Below are 18,855 nucleotides of genomic sequence, written 5' to 3' on the forward strand. Positions count from 1 at the left end.
GAGTCCGCGTGCCAAGCAAAACGCCCCGCTAAACAGCGGGGCGTTTTGCTTATGCCGGGATGAGTTACAAGCCGCAGACGCTACCGTCGCTGCGCGGGTCGGCGGCACCTTCCAGAATGCCGTTGGGATGGCGCAGCAGGGCGCCGGCGTGGCCCATGGTGTCGCTGAAGGCTTCGTCCAGCACATCGATGACGTGCCCGGCCTGGCGCAGCCGCTCGACCAGTTCGCTCGGGAAACGGCTTTCCAGCTTGAGCGTGGTGCTGACGTCCCCCCAAGTGCGGCCGAGTAGCCAGCGCGGTGCGCTGACGGCTGCCTGCAGGTCGCTACCCAGGCGGTAGCGGGTGAGGATCGCGGCCTGGGTCTGTGGCTGGCCTTCGCCGCCCATGGTGCCGTAACTCAGGGTGCGGCCATCGTCGAACAGCGCCAGAGCCGGGTTGAGGGTGTGGAAGGGCTTGCGGCCCGGTTCCAGGGTCTGCAGCGCGGCGGGATCGAGGGAGAAGCTGATGCCGCGGTTCTGCCAGGCGACGCCGGTAGAGGGCAGCACCACACCGGAGCCGAACTCCCAGTACACGCTCTGGATGAAGCTGACGGCGCGGCCCTGATCGTCGATGCAGCCCATCCAGATGGTGTCGCCCGGCGCAGCCGGCTGTGGCCAGGGCAGCGCCTGCTGCGGGTCGATGGCGGCGGCCAGGCGTTGCAGGTTGGCGTCGTCCAGCAAGGCTTGTGGATCTTGCGGCACGCGGCCTGGGTCGGTCACCACGCGGTCGCGGATCAGGAACGCCTGCTTGGTCGCTTCCACCAGCCCGTGCACATGCTCGAAGCCTTCGGCCTGCTCGATACCGAGTTTTTCGAAGATGCCGAGGATCAGCAGCGATGCCAGGCCCTGGGTCGGCGGCGGCATGTTGTACAGAGTGGCGTCGTTCAGGCGCACGCTCAGCGGCTCGACGGCGCGAGCCCGGTAACCCTGCAGATCGGCCAGACGCAGCGGGCTGCCGAGGCGCTCGAGATCGGCGGCCATGCGCGTGGCCAGCTCACCGCGGTAGAAGTCGTCCAGACCGGCATCGGCCAGGCGCTGCAGGGTTTTGGCCAGGGCTGGCTGGCGCAGCAAATCGCCCTCCTGGGGCGCCTGGCCATGGTTCAGGTAGACGTCGGCGAAACCAGGTACGTCCTTCAGTTCGGCCAGTTTGCCTTGGGTCAGTTGCGCCTGGCTGCGGCTGACCACGATGCCGCGACGGGCGTGGCCGATAGCGTCGCTCAGCAGGTCGGGCAGAGGCATGCCCTGCCCCCAGTGAGCGGTCTGTGCCAGTGCTTCGGCCCAGCCGCCGACGGTGCCCGCCACGGTCAGCGCAGCCAGCGGGCCGCGGCTGGGAATCTGTGCGTGGCCGGCGTAAAAATCGCGGTCGGCGAGGGCGGCACTGCTGCCGCAGGCATCGACAGCCAAGGGCTTTTTACCCGGCTCGTGAATCAGCCAGAAACCATCACCGCCAATGGCGTTCATGTGTGGATAGACCACGGCGATGGTTGCCGCTGCCGCAACCATCGCCTCCACGGCGGTGCCGCCGGCCTTGAGCACGTCGCGCCCGGCCTGGGCAGCAAGATGGTGGGGAGCGACGAACAGGCCGCCGGTGGCGTGGGTGCTTTTCAGCATGGGCAGTCCCTTTCTTATAGGAAGATGGTGGGCCGATCATCGCCGGCCCAACCGAATTTAGCCATCACCAACCAATGGCGGCCGGCAGCCAGGTAGCCAGTTGCGGGAAGCAGAACACCACGGCCACGGCCAGCATCTGCAGGAACACATAGGGCAGAGCGCCGATGTAGATGTCCCGCGTGCTGATACCCGGTGGCGCGACGCCCTTGAGGAAGAACAGCGCCCAACCGAACGGCGGGGTGAGGAACGACATCTGCAGGTTCAGCGCCACCAGAATACCCAGCCATACCAGATCGGTGTCGTAGGCGATGAACACCGGCAGGAACATCGGCAGGGCGATGTAGGAAATCTCGATCCACTCAAGAAAGAAGCCGAGCACGAACAGCACCGCCATGAGGAACAGGATCGCCCCCAGTTCGCCGCCTGGCAGCAGGGTGAACATCTCGTGTACCAGCGCTTCACCACCGAGGCCGCGGAAGGCCAGGGAGAAGGGCTGCGAGCAGAGCAGGATGAGGAAAATCATCGCACTGATGGTCAGCGTGCCGTGCAGGGTGGCCTTCAGCGTTGGCCAGCTCAGACGCCGGGCACAAGCGGCGATGATCAACGCCCCGAGTGCGCCCATGGAGGCCGCCTCGGTAGGCGCTGCGACGCCGCCGATGATCGAGCCGAGCACCGCCATCACCAGCAGCAAGGGCGGGAGCACGCTGCGCGCCATGTCCTTGAACAACTGCTTGCGGCTGGTCAGGGCGCGCTCCTCGGCGGGAATCGCCGGCACCCAGTCCGGGCGCAGCCAGCCGAGGATCAGCATATAAGTCACGTAGATCAGCGCCAGCACCAGGCTGGGGATGAAGGCTGCGGCGAAGATCGAGCCCACCGATTGACCGAGGATGTCGGCCAGCAGGATCAGCACCAGGCTCGGTGGAATCACCTGGCCCAGGGTGCCGGAAGCGCAGATGGTGCCGCAGGCGACGCTCTTGTTGTAGCCGCGACGCAGCAGCGTCGGCAGGGTCAGCAGGCCGATGGTCACCACAGTGGCGCCGACGATACCGGTGGAGGCGCCGAGTAGCACGCCGACCAGAATGATCGCCAGCCCCATGCCGCCATTCAGCCCACCCATGGCGCGACCAATGGTTTCGAGCATGTCCTCGGCGACCCTGGACTTCTCCAGCATCACCCCCATGAAGGTAAATAACGGAATCGCCAGCAAGGTGTAGTTGCTGACCACCCCGAACATGCGGGCCGGCAGCAGTGCGAAGAGCATCGGGCCGAAGCCGATCATGCCGGCGACAAAGCCGGAGACGGCCAGAGAAATGGCCACCGGCACCCCCGCCATCATCATGGCGAAGAAGCCGATGACCATGGCGATGGCCAGCCACTCGTTGGGGCTCATGGTCGCACCTCCTGAGTCTGTACAGGCATCAGCAGAGCGCACAGCGCCCGTAGGCTATCGGCAACACCTTGTAGCCCGAACAGGCCGAAACCCAGTGGCAAAAAGGCCTTGATCAGAAAGCGATAAGGCAGCCCACCTGGATCCGGCGAGCCTTCGCCCATGTTGTAGGACTGCATGGTGTAGTTGAACGCCAGGCGGGCGATGTAGAAACCGATCGCCGCGGTGGCGATCCCGCTGAACAGGTCGACGGCGGCCTTGGTCTTCACCCCGAATTTCTCGTAGAGAAAGTCCACGCGCACATCCTGGCGGTGCTTGAGGGTATAAGCGATGCCAAGTAGCGCGATGGGCGAGATCAGGTACCACTCCAGTTCCTGCAGCGCCACCGGGCTGAGGTCGAAGAGGTAACGCATCAGTACGTCGAACGACACCAACAGCACCAGTAGCAACACGCAGGCGCGCGCGATGGCGCCCAGTGCCTCGACCAGTTGTTCGATGCGGGTGACGACGAACATCATGCCTCGCCCATCCCGATGTTCATGAAGGCCTTCTCACCCACCGAAGCCCAGGAGATGTACTGCTTGCGGAAGGCGAAGAAGTGCTCGTAGACCTTCTTGGTCGCCGGGTCGCTCGCTGCCATGCTCGACAGGGTGTCGTTGGTGACCTCATGCAGGCGCTTGATGATGTCGTCCGGCAGCGGCCTGGCGATCACGCCTTGGTTGTTGACCAGATCCTGCATGGCTTCGGCGTTGACCGCATCGCACCATGACCAACTGTCGGTGTTACAGGCCTGGGCGCAGAAACGTACGATGGCCTGGAGGTCGGCGGGCAGGCTGTCCCAGGCCTGTTTGTTGATGATCAGCTCGGTGACGTTGGTCGGCTCGTGCCAGCCGGTGGTGTAGTAGTTCTTGGCCGCTTTGTGCAGGCCCATGCGGCGATCCTGATAGGGGCCGACGAACTCGGCGGCGTCGATCACGCCACGCTCCAGGGCTGGGAAGATCTCTCCGCCGGGCAACAGGCGCACGGCCACGCCCAACTCGCTGTAGACCTTGCCGGCCAGACCGGCGATACGCATCTTCAGGCCTTTCAGGCTGTCGACGTTCTCCAGTGGCTGGCGGAACCAGCCGGTCATCTGCGTACCGGTGTTGCCCATCGGCATGGGTACCAGGCCGTGGGGTTCGTAGAGTTCTTCCCAGAGCTTCAGGCCGCCGCCGTTGTACAGCCAGGCGTTCATGCCCTGGGTGTTCATGCCGAACGGCACGGCGGTGAAGAACTGCGCCGCAGGAATCTTGCCGGCCCAGAAGAAGGCGTTCGCCGCGTTCATTTCCACCATGCCGCTGGACACGGCGTCGAAGCCCTCAAGCGCAGGAATCAGCTCACCGGCGGCGAAGTGCTGGATCTTCAGGCGCCCACCGGACATTTCCTCGACGCGTTTGCAGAAGTCGGTGGGGCTGCCAGGGCCCTGTACATAGAACGGCGAGCCTGGTGCGTAGGCGTTGGTCATCTTCCAGTTGAAGGTCTTGCCGCTGACTGCCGCACTGGCCACACCGCTGGCGCCCATCGCCAGGCCAGCACCTGCTGCGAGGGCGCCGGCGCCGATGAAGTTACGTCGATTGAGGCTCATGGGATTCTCCTTTCACTGTGGCCATTGCGACGGGCGTTTGCCTGCCGGATGTAAAGTCGTTACCGAAAGCCTTCAGCAACAGCCATGCCAGGAGAAAACTATTTTAACTATATGATTTTAAATGAATTATCTAATTTTGCAGATTTACCTTCGAAATGCCGAACGCACACAAAACAAGCGTGGCGGAGGTTCCTGAGGTGACGAAACGGTATCCGCAGCAGGTAGTGCTGAACATTTGTCAGGTCACGCCGGTTATCCGGGTACGTTCCGGTAAGCAGGGCTGCGGTGAGCGAACGAATGTCATTTGTGCACCAAAACGCACCGAGGGCCCGCTTTTGACGCAGTGCGCAGCATTACCGATCACAGGTGGTGAGCGGCCAACAATGGCTTACAGACGCGCGCCACCACGCCGATGCTTCACCCGGGTCATCAGCGCCTTGCAATCGACCGTGAGGATTTCCGGGTGATTGAAGATGTGCTGGCGCACGAAGGCATCGAAGGTTTCGTAGCTGTCGGTCAGGGTGTGGATGTGCAGGCTTTTCAGGTCGCTCATGATGTACAGGCTGACCACTTCCATGGTCGCTGAAAGCCGCTCGGCGACCGCTTCGATGGCGTGCGGCGCGACGGTCAGGTCGACGAAGGTGGAGATGCCCTTGCCGAGCTTCTCCGGGTTGACCACCGCGGTGAATTTCTCGATCACGCCGCTCTCGACCAGAGCCTGCACCCGGGTGCGGGCGTGAGCGCGGGAGATGTTCAGTTGGCGGGCGATATCGGCGAAGGAAGTGCGCGAATCCTTGATCAGGATATTCAGCAGCGCGTTGTCCAGTTTGTTCATGGGCCGCTCTGTCGGTGGTTAAGGCCGACAGAGATGCGGGTTACGTGCCAGCTGCGATCAGAGCAACTTGCGATACTGCTCGAACCCCGAACGTTCACCGATGCGCTCGTAGAGCAGCTTGGCCTTGGCGTTGCTCTCGTGGGTCAGCCAGTGCACGCGTGAGCAACCGGCTTGCTTGGCCGCGGCATAGACATGGTCGATCAACTGGCGGCCGACGCCACCGCCACGCACGTCCTTGGCGATGAACAGATCCTGCAGGTAGCAGTAGTCGCCGGTCGTCCAGCAGGAGCGGTGGTAGATCCAGTGCACCAGGCCGATGGCCACGCCGTCGCGCCAGGCCAGGGCGGCGAACATCGGCTCGGCCGGGTCGAGAAAGCGCTGCCAGGTGGTGGCGCTGACGTCGGCGCCGATTTCGGTCATGTAGAAGCGCTGGTAGCCCTGCCACAACGGTAGCCAGGCAGCGTGGTCGTCAGCGGTGATGGCGCGGATTTCCACGGGGATACGGACGGTCATGGGCAAGGCTCCGGTAGGCGATCAGGCGTCCATCCTGCGGCGCCTCGGCAGGCACCGCAAGAGTCAGTTGCCTAACGCCCGTGCAGATAGGCCTTGCCGTAATGACGCTCGAGGCGTGCCTGGATCAGCTCCAGACCGATCGACAGCAGCCAGTAGATCACTGCCGCGGTGGTGAGCATCTCGATGTAGCGGTACGACGAGCGACCGTAGGACTGGGCCAGGAACATCACTTCCCAGACACCCATCACCGAGATCAGCGACGAGTCCTTGAGCATCGAAATGAACTGGCTGGTGGTCGGCGGAATGATGGTGCGCATTGCCTGGGGCAGGGTCACCCGCCAGAAAATCACCGTTGGCTTGAGGCCCAGGGCCAGGGAGGCTTCGCGCTGGCCGGGCGCCACGCCGATCAGGCCGGCGCGGAAAATCTCGCTCAGGTAGGCCCCGTAGTTCAGCGACAGGGCGATAATCCCGGCGGTGATCGCGCCCGGTACCAGGCCCAGCTGCGGCAGGCCCAGATAGATCAGCAGAATCTGGATCAGCAGCGGCGTGCCACGGAAGAACGAGGCGTAGAAGCTGGCGATCCCGAACGCCACGGCGCTCTTCGACAGGCGCGCCAGGGCGGTGACGAAACCCAGCGCCAGGGATGCCCAGATCGAGCAGAAGCACAGGAACAGGGTCAGTGCCGCGCCCTGCAGAAAGCCGTTGGGTGCCAGGTTGGCGCCGAGCAGGTTGGGGAGCTTGTCGAGGATGATCGAGAACTTCAGGTCGAAGCTCAGGAAGAACGCCACGCACAGGGCGAACATGATCGCCCAGGTGACATACAGGCGGGTGCGAAAGCCGAACAGACGCTGCAGCAACGACTCGCCCGCCATGGGTGGCGGGCGAGGGGATTCAGGAGGGGGTGTCATTGGCTGATATCGGAACCGATCCACTTCTTGGAGATGGCTGCCAGGGTACCGTCCTTGCGCAGCTCTGCGAAGACGCTCTCGACCTTGGCGCGCCACTCGGCGTCATCCTTCTCGATGGCCACGGCATTCGGCTCGGCGTACAGCGCAGTGCCGGCCAGCTTGAAGCGCTTGTCCTGGTCGATGCGCGGTTGCGCGGTGACCAGGTTGGTGAGGATGGCATCTAGGCGCACGCCGGCACCCAGGGCGAGGTCGTGGAAAGCCACGGTATCGTTGTCGTACGGCGCGACCTGTACAGCGTCGAACGGGTACTCCAGCGGCTTGTCCTCGGCACCTTCGATGACCAGATCCTTGTTCAGGTAGCCTTCGTACGAAGAAGCACTGGTGACGCCGACCTTCAGGCCGGAAAGATCCTTGGCCGAGTGGATGCGCTCATCACTGGCGTTGACCACGATCACCGCCGGGGAGGCGTAATAGGTGACCGGGAAATCGAAGACCTGGGCGCGTGCCTGGCTAGGTGTCATCGAGCAGATGCAGATGTCGTAGCGACCGCTCCAGCGGCCTGCGGCGATCACATCCCAGGACGGGGTTTCCAGGCGCAGCTTGACGCCGAGCTTGTCAGCCACTGCCTTGGCCACATCGACGTCGAAGCCGTCGAGCTGGTTCTGATCGTTGAGGAAAGAGAACGGCGGATAGTTTTCCATCAGCACGTTGACCAGCTCACCGTTCTTTTCGATACGGTCGAGCGTGGGGCCTGCCAGAGCCAGGTTGCAGAAGGATGCGAGGGTCAGGCCGAGGGCCGCGAATAGCGTGGTTTTCACAGAATTCCTTAAGCACGAAAGGGGTTGTGACAGGCGATGTGTGTGTATTAAATAGTTATAAATGAATGCGTCCAAATGAATTTAATGCATATCGATATGACTGGAGTTTATATGAGCGAGCGACCTCTGATTTTGCTGGATGGTGGCATGGGCCGCGAGCTGCAGCGCCGTGGTGCGCCGTTTCGTCAGCCGGAGTGGTCGGCGCTGGCGCTGAGCGAGGCGCCCGAGCAGGTGGAAGCGGTGCATGCCGCTTATATCGCCAGCGGCAGCCAGGTGATCACCAGCAACAGTTACGCGGTCGTGCCCTTCCATATCGGCGAGCAGCGTTTCGCCGAGGAGGGCCGCGCCCTCGCCGAGCGTGCCGGTCAGCTGGCGCGCAATGCGGCTGATCGGGCTGCCAGCGCAGTACGGGTTGCCGGCTCGCTGCCGCCGCTGTTCGGCTCCTATCGGCCTGATCTGTTCCAGCCCGAACGAGTAGCCGAGGTGCTGACGCCGCTGATAGAGGGCTTGGCGCCCCATGTCGATCTGTGGCTGGCCGAGACCCAGAGCGCTATTGCCGAGGCGCGGGCCATCCGTGCTCATCTGCCCGATGACGGCAAGCCGTTCTGGTTGTCCTTCACCCTGCGCGACGAAGACACCGACGAGGTGCCTCGCCTACGCTCCGGCGAGCCGGTGGCCGATGCTGCTCGCGCCGCCGCCGAACTGGGTGTCGAGGTGCTGCTGTTCAACTGCAGCCAGCCGGAAGTGATCGGCACGGCCATCGACGTGGCGCGCGAAACCTTCGCCAGCCTCGGCGCGGACATCGCCATTGGCGCCTATGCCAATGCCTTCCCGCCGCAGCCCGAAGAGGCCACCGCCAACGATGGCCTGGATCCGCTGCGTGAGGATCTCGACCCGCCGGGTTACCTGCGCTGGGTCGCCGACTGGCGCGCTCGTGGGGCCAGCCATCTGGGCGGCTGCTGTGGCATCGGCCCGGAACATATCGCGGTGCTGGCGCAGCGCCTGAACTGATCAATTCGGCTCGGCGTGCCATGTGCTCTGAATGGCGATCCTGGCGTCTTCCTAGGGTCGCTCAGGCACCTTGCCGAGCATCACTGCGAGTCCGAGCATGCAAGCGTTGCTGAATGAAGTCCTCGATCAGGTCAGGCCGCTGATTGGCAAAGGCAAGGTTGCCGATTACATCCCCGCGTTGGCCGATGTGCCTGCCGATCGCTTGGGCATCGCGGTATATGGCAATGACGGCGAGTTGTTCACCGCCGGTGATGCGCAGACACCGTTCTCGATCCAGTCCATCTCCAAGGTGTTCAGCCTGGTACAGGCAATCCAGCACAGCGGCGAGGCCATCTGGGAGCGGCTTGGTCACGAGCCTTCCGGGCAGCCGTTCAATTCGTTGCTGCAGCTGGAACTGGAGAACGGCCGGCCGCGCAATCCGTTCATCAATGCCGGCGCATTGGTGATCAGCGATATCAACCAGTCGCGCTTCGCCGCGCCGGTGCTGTCGATGCGCGATTTCGTCCGGCGCCTGTCAGGCAACGCCCATGTGTCCGTGGATATGCGCATCGCCGAGTCCGAGTACCAGCATCGCGCGCGCAACGCGGCGATGGCGTATCTGATGCAATCGTTCGGCAATTTTCACAACGATGTAGAGATGGTGCTACGCGGCTACTTCAGCCACTGCGCCCTGAGCATGAACTGCGTCGACCTGGCCAAGGCCTTCTGCTTTCTGGCCAACGACGGCTTCTGCAAGCACAGCGGCGAGCAGATTCTCACGGCACGGCAGACCCAGCAGGTGAACTCGATCATGGCCACCAGCGGTCTGTACGACGAAGCGGGCAATTTCGCCTATCGCGTTGGCTTGCCGGGCAAGAGCGGGGTGGGTGGCGGCATCGTCGCGGTGGTACCGGGGCAGTACACCATTTGCGTGTGGTCGCCTGGGCTCAACGCAGCCGGCAACTCGCTGGCCGGCATGGCAGCGCTGGAAGTGATCAGCGAGCGGATTGGTTGGTCGGTGTTCTGAGACGGCGGGATCGAAGTATGCCTCGACCCCGCGTCGATCAAGGCTGCCAGAGCGGCAGCCTGGGCATCAGTTGTTGTCGCGGTATTCCTGGCGCAGCGTCCACAGATCCTGATGGGTGCAGGAGCCGGGCATGGCGCCGGTCATGTCATAGCAACGCTGGCCGAAGCCCATTGGCCAGTAAATGATGCTGTACGGCGGCCAGAAGATCGACACCACGCGAAAGCGCGTACGCAGCTTGCCTTCGGCGAGGGTTTCGCCGGTTGCGCTGGTCAGTTTGTACGGCACACCGCCGGCACGGTTCCAGAAGAACGGGCGGGTTTTCACCAGGCCTTGAGGATGTTGTTCAGCACGGTCGTTGACGCTGATGGTGGCGTGCTCTGGCAGCTTGAAAAAGGCTTTGGTCGAGCAGCCGGTGATGGCCAGGAGGAGCAATAGAAAAACGCTGGAGCGAAGCAAAGGCATGTGACGTCCCTGTGGGAAAGAAGTGGAGCGAAAGAGTGCTGGCTACCGTCAGCGGGCGCGACTATACCGGCTAGTCATGCCCTAATCCATGACTCACTCCGCACGCTCGCCGCATAAATCCAGACTGAACAGCCGTTCGACTTCATCCTGGGGCAAGCCTGCGCCCAGCAGCGCGAACAGTTTGCCCAGAGCCGCCTCGCGGGTCATGCCGCCCGCGGACACCAGGCCAACCGAAGCCAGCTGACTGCCGGCTGCGTACACGCCGAATTCCACATGTCCCTGGGGACACTGACTGATGGCCGCCAGCACCACGCCGCGGCCATGGGCCTCGCGCAGTACGTCGAGCAGCTCGGTATTGTCGGACGGGCCGGTGCCGCTGCCGTAGCACTCCAGCAGCAGGCCTTGCACGCCGCTGTCCAGCAATGCACGCAGGTGCTCGGCACGCAGACCGGGGATCAGTGGCAGGCTGAGCAGATTGACCGGCTGACGCGGCTGGCGAAAGTCGATGCGCGTCGGCAACTCGGCCACACGCTCGCCTTGACGCAGGCGCGGTACCACCTGGAACGCGTCGAAGGCATCGCTGCGCAGTTTGCTGATGCGTGCACCATGCATCAGCGCTCCGTTGAAATACACGTGCACGCCCGTCTCAACACCGTTGTGCAAGGCCTGCATGGCGCCGAACAAGTTGCTCCAGGCATCGCTGTTCGCAGCACCAGCCGGCAGCATGGAGCCCGTCAGTACTACTGGCACCGGCAAGCCCAACAGCAGGAAACTCAGCGCCGCGGCACTATAGGCCAGGGTATCGGTGCCATGCAGCACCAGCACGCCGTCGCAGCCATCCTGCTCGACGCCCTGACGGATCGCCGCGACCATCGTCAGCCAGTTGTCCTGGTTCATGTTGGCGCTGTCGATCAGAGGCAGCAGTTCGCGGAATGTCCAGCTTGGCACCTGCTGCGGTTGCAGAGGTTGTTGCGCGCGTAGGCGCGCCTCGAATCCGGACGCGGGAGCCAGGCCGGCAGCGCTCGTCTGCATGCCGATGGTGCCGCCGGTGTAAAGCACGAGGATATTCAGGGAAGACATAGGGCACCTGGGAAACAATCGTAGGCAATGGCCCGGGATGGGTAAGCTGCGGCGAGATACCCTAGGGCGAGCAGCGTACCGGGTGCGGTGCACCGTTGCTCCGCGAGCGCGAAGCAACGGTGTCCGCGGATAATCAGCGTTGCTGAGTATCCTGAGCCGTGTGCTCCGGCTTCAATGCAGGCCAGGAGGTCTTGTCCAGCTCCAGATCGGCAAACTTGGCCGGATCGAATACTGGAGTCTTCACGCCTGCTTTGATCTGCGCGTCGTAGTCGTCCATCAGGCGCAGGCCGGTTTTGAACAGCAGGGCCATGGCGATCAGGTTGACGATGGCCAGCAGGCCCATGGTGACGTCGGCGAAGCCGAACACGGTACCCAGATCCTGGGTGGAGCCCCACATCACCAGCACGATCACCAACACTCGGTAGACGTGCAGCATCAACCGGCTCTTGCTGAAGAAGCCCAGAGCGTTTTCGCCCAGGTAGTAGTTATAGATCAGTGTGGTGAACACGAAGAGTGCAAGGGCGACGCTGATGAACACCCGGCCCCACTCACCGACGATGGCGGCCAGAGCGCTCTGCGTGAGGATCACGCCACCGACTTCGCTGCCTGGAGCATAGGTGCCGGACAGCAGGATGATCATCGCCGTACAGGTGCAGATGATCAGTGTATCGATGAACACGCTCAGCGACTGCACCACGCCTTGGGCGGCGGGGTGTGGCACTTCGGCCACGGCGGCGACGTTCGGCGCGCTACCCAGGCCTGCTTCGTTGGAAAACAGACCGCGCTTGACGCCCATGATGATGGCCGCGCCGATACCGCCAGCGAAGGCCGGCTCAAGGCCGAAGGCGCTGCGTACGATCAGCATCAGGGTGTCCGGCACCTGGGAGATGTTGCTGCCGATGACGAACAGGGCCAGGGCGATGTAGGAGCCGGCCATGACCGGAACCAGCACGTCGGCGAACTTGGCGATGCGTTTGATGCCGCCGAAGATGATCAGGCCGATGATGCATACCAGAACGACGCCGCTGACCCACTCGGGAATGCCGAAGGTGTCGTGCATGGAACTGGCCACGGTAAACGACTGCAAGGCGTTGAAGCCGAAACCGAAAGTGATCAGCAGAAGGATCGAGAAGACGATTGCCAGCCAGCGCTGACCCAGACCATGCAGGATGTAGAAGGCCGGGCCGCCACGGTAGGTGCCATCCCCTTCATTCTGCTTGTACAGCTGTGCCAGCGAGCATTCGAAATAGCTGGTGGCCATGCCGACCAGCGCAACCAGCCACATCCAGAACACGGCGCCTGGGCCGCCCAGAGTAATGGCCACGGCCACCCCTGCGATGTTACCGGCGCCGACGCGGCCGGCAACGCTGAGCATCAGCGCCTGGAACGAGCTCAGCTGGCCTGGTTTGCGTACCAGCGCCTGGCTGAAAATCTGGAACATGCTGGTGAAGTAGCGAAACTGAACGAAGCGCGAACGGATGCTGAAGTAGAGCCCGAGGCCCACCAGCATTACGATCAGCACTTTGCTCCAGATTAGGTCGTTGAGTAGATCGAGCATGGCACTCTTCCTGTTTTTTATTAGGGGACGACGCGTGAGGCGGGCGATTAGCCTGCGCCTGGGGCGACCGCGCTATAGCAAAGCCTGGCATAGACTCTGTACGCACCTGCGTGACCGACGAATAGACGGCGTAAGCGGGTCGACCGGCGCCATGGTTGGCCAAAGACGACAAAGCAGCAATTTCGCGTGTCGATCCTAGGTGGCGCGACTTGATGCTATGATCGCGTCACTCGCATCATCTGAGCCGCCCATGTCCAGTCTCCTCGGTGACAACCTCCGGTTGCTGTGCAGCCACTACCGCTCCATTGCGGAGGTGTGCCGAAAAGTCGGCATCAACCGCGCGCAGTTCAACAAGTATCTGTCTGGAGAGAGCCAGCCGACGGCCTATAACCTCAAGAGGATTGGGGATTTCTTCGGCGTCGAGGGCTATGAGCTGGGCTTGCCGGGTGATCAATTCGCCCGCCTGATCGGCGCCCGAGGTACGCAGATCGGCGCACCTGCGGAGCAGGATCCGCTACACGCGTTGTTACAGCCGTTGCGTGAGCAGTCCGGTGATCTTTCGCGTTATTGCGGCTATTACTTCGAATACGCCAACTGCATGTCGGTACCAGGCACCATCCTGTTGTCGCTGATTCACATGCGCGAGGAAAGCGGCACCTTCCTGTTCGAGCGTCAGGAGCGGCAGGTGACCTCCGCCGGCGGGCTCGCCGAAGACTCGGCACGTTGCCGCTACCTGGGCGCCGCGTTCCAGCTGCAGGATCGTCTGTTTCTCATCGATTACGAGTCGCTGACGGTCAACGAGATGAGCCAGACCATCCTGATCCCCAGCTTCAAGAGCCGCATCACGCGTTTGAATGGCCTGAAAACCGGGGTCTCCAGCGGAGACCGCCGCACCCCGGCGTGCACCCGTGTGGTGTGGGAGTTCCTGGGCACGGAGATCAACCGCATCAGCACCTATCGCCAGGTGATGCTCTATCAGCCGGATGACCCACGCATCGACGAAGATATCCGCGAACGCCTGGCCCACGCGCCGGTGCGTGACGGGCTGTTCGAGGTTGAGTGAGCGGGGCGTGACGAAATGCCGAGCGGCTGCTTCAAGGCGGAAGCGGCCGGTCGCGATCTCGTGGGAGGGGCTTTAGCCGCGAGCTCTTTACGCCTAGCTAGGCACAATCGAGGCTAAAGCCTCTCCCACAAAAGCTCTGCCCACCGTCCGCTCCCGCCTTATTGCCGCCACTCACTGCTGCTCAACCCATCACTCGATACCGCTGCGCTTCACCCAACAGCCAGTCCCGAAAAGCCTTAAGCGCCGCCGATTCGACCTTGCGCTCCGGTACGGTCAGGTAATAGGCGCGGCCGTTGTCCGGCACCGGTCGGTCGAGGGCGACCACCAGGCTGCCGTCGGCCAGCTCGCGTTGTATCAGGAAAGGTGGAATCAGCGCCACGCCCATCTCGTGGCAGGCCGCCTGGGCGAGCATCGAGAACAGCTCCAGGCGCGGGCCGGTCATGTCGCGGCCGACATTCAGCCCCTGTGCTGCGAACCACTGACGCCAGGCGTAAGGCCGCGTGCTTTGCTGCAGCAGCGGTAGCTCGGTGATCCGCTCGGCGCTCACCGCGCCACCGTCGAGCAGCCCCGGGCTGCACACCGGCATCAGGTGCTCGTGCATCAGAAAGTGCGCCGCAGTGCCTGACCAGTCGCCATCGCCGAAGTAGATCGCCGCGTCGAAACCGGTATCGGCGAACAGGAACGGGCGGGTGCGGTTGGTCAGGTGCACGGTGACCTCCGGGTGCAGGCGCTGGAAATCCTTCAAGCGTGGCAGCAACCATTGGGTCGCGAAGGTCGGCACCACGGCCAGCTCAAGGCTCATGGCACCTTGAGCCCCCATCAGCGCCAGGGTGTCGCGCTCCACGGCATCGAGCTGAGCGGCGACCTTTCCGGCGTACGCCGTGCCCGCTTCGGTAAGCACCACGCCGCGTCGCGAGCGGCGGAACAGCTCCACACCAAGGAACTCTTCCAACCCGGCGATCTGCCGGCAGACGGCGCCTTGGGTCAGCGCCAGTTCGTCCGCTGCGCGGGTGAAGCTCTGATGGCGCGCCGAGGCCTCAAAGGCGATCAGGGCTGCCGTGCTAGGGATCTTGCGGCGCATCTATGCGAACCCCTCACTAATTGGTGCTTTTATCAGGTGGTCAGGCTATCTCGGAGTGAGCTAAGCGCACAACTGCGTGCGAATTACTCGTTTGCCGATATGTCGGTAGCTGCCTAGGCTAAGCCCAACAAGAACTGTTCACGCACGAGGATTCTGCGATGGCCGCCAAGGCAAGCTTCAACTGGATCGACCCGCTGCTGCTCGATCAGCAACTCACCGAAGAAGAACGCATGGTGCGCGACAGCGCCGAGCAGTTCGCTGCCGACAAGCTGGCGCCGCGGGTTCTCGAGGCCTTCCGTCATGAGAAGACCGACCCGGCGATTTTCCGTGAGATGGGCGACACCGGTCTGCTCGGCGCGACCATTCCAGAAGCCTACGGCGGCAGCGGTCTCAACTATGTGTGCTACGGCTTGATCGCCCGCGAGGTAGAACGTGTGGATTCCGGCTACCGCTCGATGATGAGCGTGCAGTCGTCGCTGGTGATGGTGCCGATCAACGAGTTCGGCAACGAAGCCACCAAACAGAAGTACCTGCCCAAGCTGGCCAGCGGTGAATACATCGGCTGCTTCGGCCTGACCGAACCCAACTACGGTTCCGATCCGGGCTCGATGATCACCCGTGCGAAGAAGGTCGACGGCGGCTACCGCCTGAGCGGCAGTAAAATGTGGATCACCAACAGCCCGATCGCCGACGTTTTTGTGGTCTGGGCCAAGGATGACGCCGGCGAGATCCGCGGCTTCGTGCTGGAAAAGGGCTGGGAAGGGCTGTCGGCCCCGGCGATCCACGGCAAGGTCGGCCTGCGCGCCTCGATCACCGGCGAGATCGTCATGGACAACGTGTTCTGCCCCGAAGAAAACGCCTTTCCGGACGTGCGCGGCCTGCGCGGCCCGTTCACCTGCCTGAACTCTGCCCGCTACGGTATCAGCTGGGGAGCGCTGGGCGCCGCCGAAGCGTGCTGGCACACCGCGCGTCAGTACACCCTGGATCGTCAGCAGTTCGGTCGCCCGCTGGCTGCCAACCAGTTGATCCAGAAAAAGCTGGCCGACATGCAGACCGAGATCACCCTGGCCCTGCAAGGCTGCCTGCGCCTGGGGCGGATGAAGGATGAAGGTACCGCTGCGGTGGAAATCACCTCGATCATGAAGCGCAACAGCTGCGGCAAGTCGCTGGATATCGCGCGCATGGCCCGCGACATGCTCGGCGGTAACGGCATCAGCGACGAGTTCGGTGTGGCCCGCCATCTGGTCAACCTCGAGGTGGTGAATACCTACGAAGGTACCCATGACGTGCACGCGCTGATTCTTGGCCGCGCGCAGACCGGCATCCAGGCGTTCTTCTGACTGTCGCTCGCTCCCACGCCTGGCGTGGGAGCGTCCCCGTGACGCCGAGCGTCACGACTGCACGAGGCTTCTGCGATGTCCGGTGCCCTTTCCCATCTCCGTGTGCTCGACCTGTCCCGCGTACTCGCCGGGCCTTGGTGCGGGCAGAACCTCGCCGACCTCGGTGCCGAGGTGATCAAGGTCGAACGCCCGAAGGTCGGCGACGACACTCGCCACTGGGGCCCGCCTTACTTGCGCGACGATGAGGGGCGGGACACCAGCGAGGCCGCCTATTTCCTGTCGGCCAACCGCAACAAGCAATCGCTGACTCTCGACTTCACCCAGGCGGAAGGGCAGCGCCTGGTGCGCGTGCTGGCGGGCAAGTCGGACATCCTCATCGAGAACTTTAAGGTCGGCGGCCTGGCTGCCTACGGGCTGGACTACGCCAGCTTGAAGGCGATCAACCCACGGCTGATTTACTGCTCCATCACGGGTTTCGGCCAGAGCGGCCCTTATGCCAAACGGGCTGGCTACGACTTCATGATTCAGGGGCTTGGCGGGCTGATGAGCCTCACCGGCCAGCCCGACGGCGGGGAGGGCGGTGGGCCGGTAAAGGTCGGCGTCGCGCTGACCGATATCCTCACCGGGCTCTACGCGACGGTCGCCGTGCTGGCCGCCCTGACCCATCGGGAAAAGACCGGCGAAGGCCAGCACATCGACATGGCGTTGCTCGACGTGCAGGTCGCCTGCCTGGCCAACCAGGCGATGAATTACCTGACTACCGGAGTTTCCCCGAAGCGCCTGGGCAATGCTCACCCGAATATCGTCCCCTACCAGGCGTTCCCCACCGCTGATGGCGACCTGATCCTCACGGTCGGCAACGACAGTCAGTTCCGCAACTTCTGCGAGGTGGCCGGGCATCCCGAGTGGGGCGTCGATCCGCGTTTCGCCAGCAACGCTCAGCGCGTCGCCCATCGCGCCGAGCTGATCCCGATGATCCGCCAGGCCACGGTGTTCCGCACCACGGTCGAATGGGTCGGCCTGCTGGAAGCTGCAGGCGTGCCGTGCGGGCCGGTCAACGATCTTGAGCAGGTGTTCGCCGACCCGCAGGTGATCGCCCGCGGCTTGCGTATCGATCTGCCACACCCCTTGGCCGGCAGCACGCCGCAGGTAGCCAGCCCGCTACGCCTGTCGGCCAGCCCAGTGGAGTACCGCCAGGCGCCTCCGCTGCTGGGCGAGCATACCGAGCGCGTCCTTGCCGAGGTACTCGGGCTGGATGCTGGCCAGATCGAGGCGCTACGCGCTCAGGGCGTGATCTGACCCGCCACTATTGAGAGAGCGCGTCAGGCATCCAGCTCGGAGGCCGGGCCGAAGAACTCGTAGTGGCACTGCTCCGTTGGTACGCCGAGCTCCCGCAAGTGACGCTTCACCTGAGCCATGAAGGGTTTCGGGCCGAGGAAGTAGGCGTCCAGATCGCGCTCTTCAGGCAGCCAGTCCGCCAGTTGCTCGCGGTTGATCACGCCCTGGCCGTGTGGCTGGTCGCCATCGCGCGGCTCGCTGTAGCAGAACCGATAGCTGATCTGCGGGTAGTCGCGGCTCTGCTCCTCGATCCATTTCTTGAAGGCATGCACACCGCCATGGCGTGCGTAGTGGATGAAATGGATGGGGCGTCCGCTCTCGCGGGCGGCTTCGACCATCGTCAGTGCCGGAGTGATGCCCACGCCGGCAGTGATCAGCGCCAGAGGCTTATTCGAATCACGCAGCACGAAGTCGCCGGCTGGCGGGAACAGCTCAAGCGTATCGCCGACCTGGATGTGGTCGTGCAGGTAGTTGGAGACCTTGCCGTCGGCCTCGCGCTTGACGCTGATGCGGTACTCACGGCCATTGCCCTGGGCGGACAGCGAGTAGTTGCGGCGCTGCTCCTTGCCATCGATGACCATGCGCATGCCGATGTACTGGCCGGGCTGCTGAATCAGCACGGCACCGCCATCGACGGGCGCCAGATGGAAGGAAGTGATCTCCTCGCTTTCCACGGCTCTGGCCACCACCTTGAAGTCCCGCGAGCCACGCCAGCCGCCCTGTGCCTGTTCGTGTTCACGGTAGGTGTTTTCCTCGGCACCGATCAGGATGTCTGCCAGTTGCCCATAAGCGGCAGCCCAGGCAGCGATCACCTGGTCGGTGGCTATCTCTTCGCCGAGCACTTCCCTGATGGCGCGCAGCAGGCAGGTGCCGACGATGGGGTAGTGCTCCGGCAGGATTTGCAGGGATACATGTTTATTGACGATACGGCCCACCAGCGGGCCGAGTGCTTCGAGCTGGTCGATATGTCGGGCATACATGAGCACGCCAGTGGCCAGGGCACGCTGCTGGTCGCCACTGGCCTGGTGGGCCTGGTTGAACAGCGGGCGAACCTGGGGATATTCCTCCAGCATCATGGCGTAGAAGTGCCGGGTCAGCGCTTCACCGCCGATTTCCAATAATGGGACGGTGGCTTTGATGAGGGTGCGTTGTTGGCTGGTCAGCATGGTGATGGTTCCTGTCG

General features: G+C 63.3%; 18 protein-coding genes. 5 read left to right on the forward strand and 13 right to left on the reverse strand.

The window, feature by feature from the left end; all coding sequences use genetic code 11:
* Positions 1-64: 64 nt before the first annotated feature.
* From ACZ0AI_RS18765 to ACZ0AI_RS18800, 8 genes are all read right to left on the reverse strand, one after another.
* Positions 65-1,648, reverse strand: coding sequence for a gamma-glutamyltransferase family protein (locus tag ACZ0AI_RS18765; RefSeq protein ID WP_463563167.1), 1,584 nt, complete (start codon positions 1,646-1,648; stop codon positions 65-67).
* Between the two features lie 64 nt (positions 1,649-1,712).
* A complete protein-coding gene (locus ACZ0AI_RS18770) occupies positions 1,713-3,038 on the reverse strand; it encodes a TRAP transporter large permease (RefSeq protein WP_463563168.1) in 1,326 nt (441 codons plus the stop codon).
* Positions 3,035-3,553: a TRAP transporter small permease subunit gene (locus ACZ0AI_RS18775; protein ID WP_463563169.1), complete on the reverse strand. Its 519-nt coding sequence runs from the start codon at positions 3,551-3,553 to the stop codon at positions 3,035-3,037. Before ACZ0AI_RS18775 ends, ACZ0AI_RS18770 begins: the two co-directional genes overlap by 4 nt.
* The gene (locus tag ACZ0AI_RS18780; RefSeq protein ID WP_463563170.1) at positions 3,550-4,659 is read right to left on the reverse strand and encodes a TRAP transporter substrate-binding protein; all 1,110 of its coding nucleotides are present in this window, start codon (positions 4,657-4,659) and stop codon (positions 3,550-3,552) included. The genes ACZ0AI_RS18775 and ACZ0AI_RS18780 overlap by 4 nt, the downstream gene beginning before the upstream one ends.
* Positions 4,660-5,047: 388 nt before the next feature.
* Entirely contained in the window at positions 5,048-5,494 is a 447-nt protein-coding gene (locus tag ACZ0AI_RS18785; protein ID WP_070881064.1) for an Lrp/AsnC family transcriptional regulator, read from the reverse strand.
* A 57-nt stretch (positions 5,495-5,551) separates the two neighbouring features.
* Positions 5,552-6,007 carry a GNAT family N-acetyltransferase gene (locus tag ACZ0AI_RS18790; RefSeq protein ID WP_463563171.1) on the reverse strand — a complete coding sequence of 152 codons (456 nt, stop codon included), beginning with the start codon at positions 6,005-6,007 and terminating at the stop codon, positions 5,552-5,554.
* 71 nt (positions 6,008-6,078) lie between these two features.
* Positions 6,079-6,915, reverse strand: coding sequence for an amino acid ABC transporter permease (locus ACZ0AI_RS18795; protein ID WP_463563172.1), 837 nt, complete (start codon positions 6,913-6,915; stop codon positions 6,079-6,081).
* Complete coding sequence (locus ACZ0AI_RS18800; protein ID WP_463563173.1) at positions 6,912-7,733, reverse strand: ABC transporter substrate-binding protein; 822 nt, start codon at positions 7,731-7,733, stop codon at positions 6,912-6,914. The genes ACZ0AI_RS18795 and ACZ0AI_RS18800 overlap by 4 nt, the downstream gene beginning before the upstream one ends.
* Before the next feature lie 111 nt (positions 7,734-7,844).
* Here ACZ0AI_RS18800 and ACZ0AI_RS18805 point away from each other — a divergent pair, with 111 nt between their 5' ends.
* A complete protein-coding gene (locus tag ACZ0AI_RS18805) occupies positions 7,845-8,744 on the forward strand; it encodes a homocysteine S-methyltransferase family protein (RefSeq protein WP_463563174.1) in 900 nt (299 codons plus the stop codon).
* Between the two features lie 97 nt (positions 8,745-8,841).
* Positions 8,842-9,750 (forward strand): glutaminase B, encoded by a 909-nt coding sequence (gene glsB / locus ACZ0AI_RS18810; protein ID WP_463563175.1) that lies wholly within the window; start codon positions 8,842-8,844, stop codon positions 9,748-9,750.
* Positions 9,751-9,816: 66 nt separating this feature from the next.
* Here glsB and ACZ0AI_RS18815 read toward each other — a convergent pair whose 3' ends face one another.
* The 3 genes from ACZ0AI_RS18815 to ACZ0AI_RS18825 all read right to left on the reverse strand — a co-directional run bounded on the left by ACZ0AI_RS18815 (position 9,817) and on the right by ACZ0AI_RS18825 (position 12,850).
* The gene (locus ACZ0AI_RS18815) at positions 9,817-10,212 is read right to left on the reverse strand and encodes a hypothetical protein (protein ID WP_463563176.1); all 396 of its coding nucleotides are present in this window, start codon (positions 10,210-10,212) and stop codon (positions 9,817-9,819) included.
* Between the two features lie 93 nt (positions 10,213-10,305).
* Complete coding sequence (locus ACZ0AI_RS18820; protein WP_463563177.1) at positions 10,306-11,292, reverse strand: asparaginase; 987 nt, start codon at positions 11,290-11,292, stop codon at positions 10,306-10,308.
* A gap of 133 nt (positions 11,293-11,425) precedes the next feature.
* Positions 11,426-12,850, reverse strand: a complete 1,425-nt coding sequence (locus ACZ0AI_RS18825) for an alanine/glycine:cation symporter family protein (protein WP_463563178.1) — start codon at positions 12,848-12,850, stop codon at positions 11,426-11,428.
* A 250-nt stretch (positions 12,851-13,100) separates the two neighbouring features.
* Here ACZ0AI_RS18825 and ACZ0AI_RS18830 point away from each other — a divergent pair, with 250 nt between their 5' ends.
* Complete coding sequence (locus tag ACZ0AI_RS18830; RefSeq protein WP_463563179.1) at positions 13,101-13,913, forward strand: helix-turn-helix domain-containing protein; 813 nt, start codon at positions 13,101-13,103, stop codon at positions 13,911-13,913.
* A 181-nt stretch (positions 13,914-14,094) separates the two neighbouring features.
* Here ACZ0AI_RS18830 and ACZ0AI_RS18835 read toward each other — a convergent pair whose 3' ends face one another.
* Positions 14,095-14,994, reverse strand: coding sequence for a LysR family transcriptional regulator (locus ACZ0AI_RS18835; protein ID WP_463563180.1), 900 nt, complete (start codon positions 14,992-14,994; stop codon positions 14,095-14,097).
* A 158-nt stretch (positions 14,995-15,152) separates the two neighbouring features.
* Here ACZ0AI_RS18835 and ACZ0AI_RS18840 point away from each other — a divergent pair, with 158 nt between their 5' ends.
* Positions 15,153-16,334, forward strand: a complete 1,182-nt coding sequence (locus ACZ0AI_RS18840) for an acyl-CoA dehydrogenase (RefSeq protein ID WP_463563181.1) — start codon at positions 15,153-15,155, stop codon at positions 16,332-16,334.
* Between the two features lie 75 nt (positions 16,335-16,409).
* Positions 16,410-17,633, forward strand: coding sequence for a CaiB/BaiF CoA transferase family protein (locus ACZ0AI_RS18845; protein ID WP_463563182.1), 1,224 nt, complete (start codon positions 16,410-16,412; stop codon positions 17,631-17,633).
* Positions 17,634-17,656: 23 nt separating this feature from the next.
* On the opposite strand, the gene hmpA is transcribed toward ACZ0AI_RS18845, so the two are convergent.
* On the reverse strand, positions 17,657-18,838 hold the full coding sequence (hmpA, locus tag ACZ0AI_RS18850) for an NO-inducible flavohemoprotein (RefSeq protein WP_463563183.1): 1,182 nt from the start codon (positions 18,836-18,838) through the stop codon (positions 17,657-17,659).
* Positions 18,839-18,855 lie beyond the last annotated feature (17 nt).

This window comes from Pseudomonas sp. AC355 (assembly GCF_979258205.1).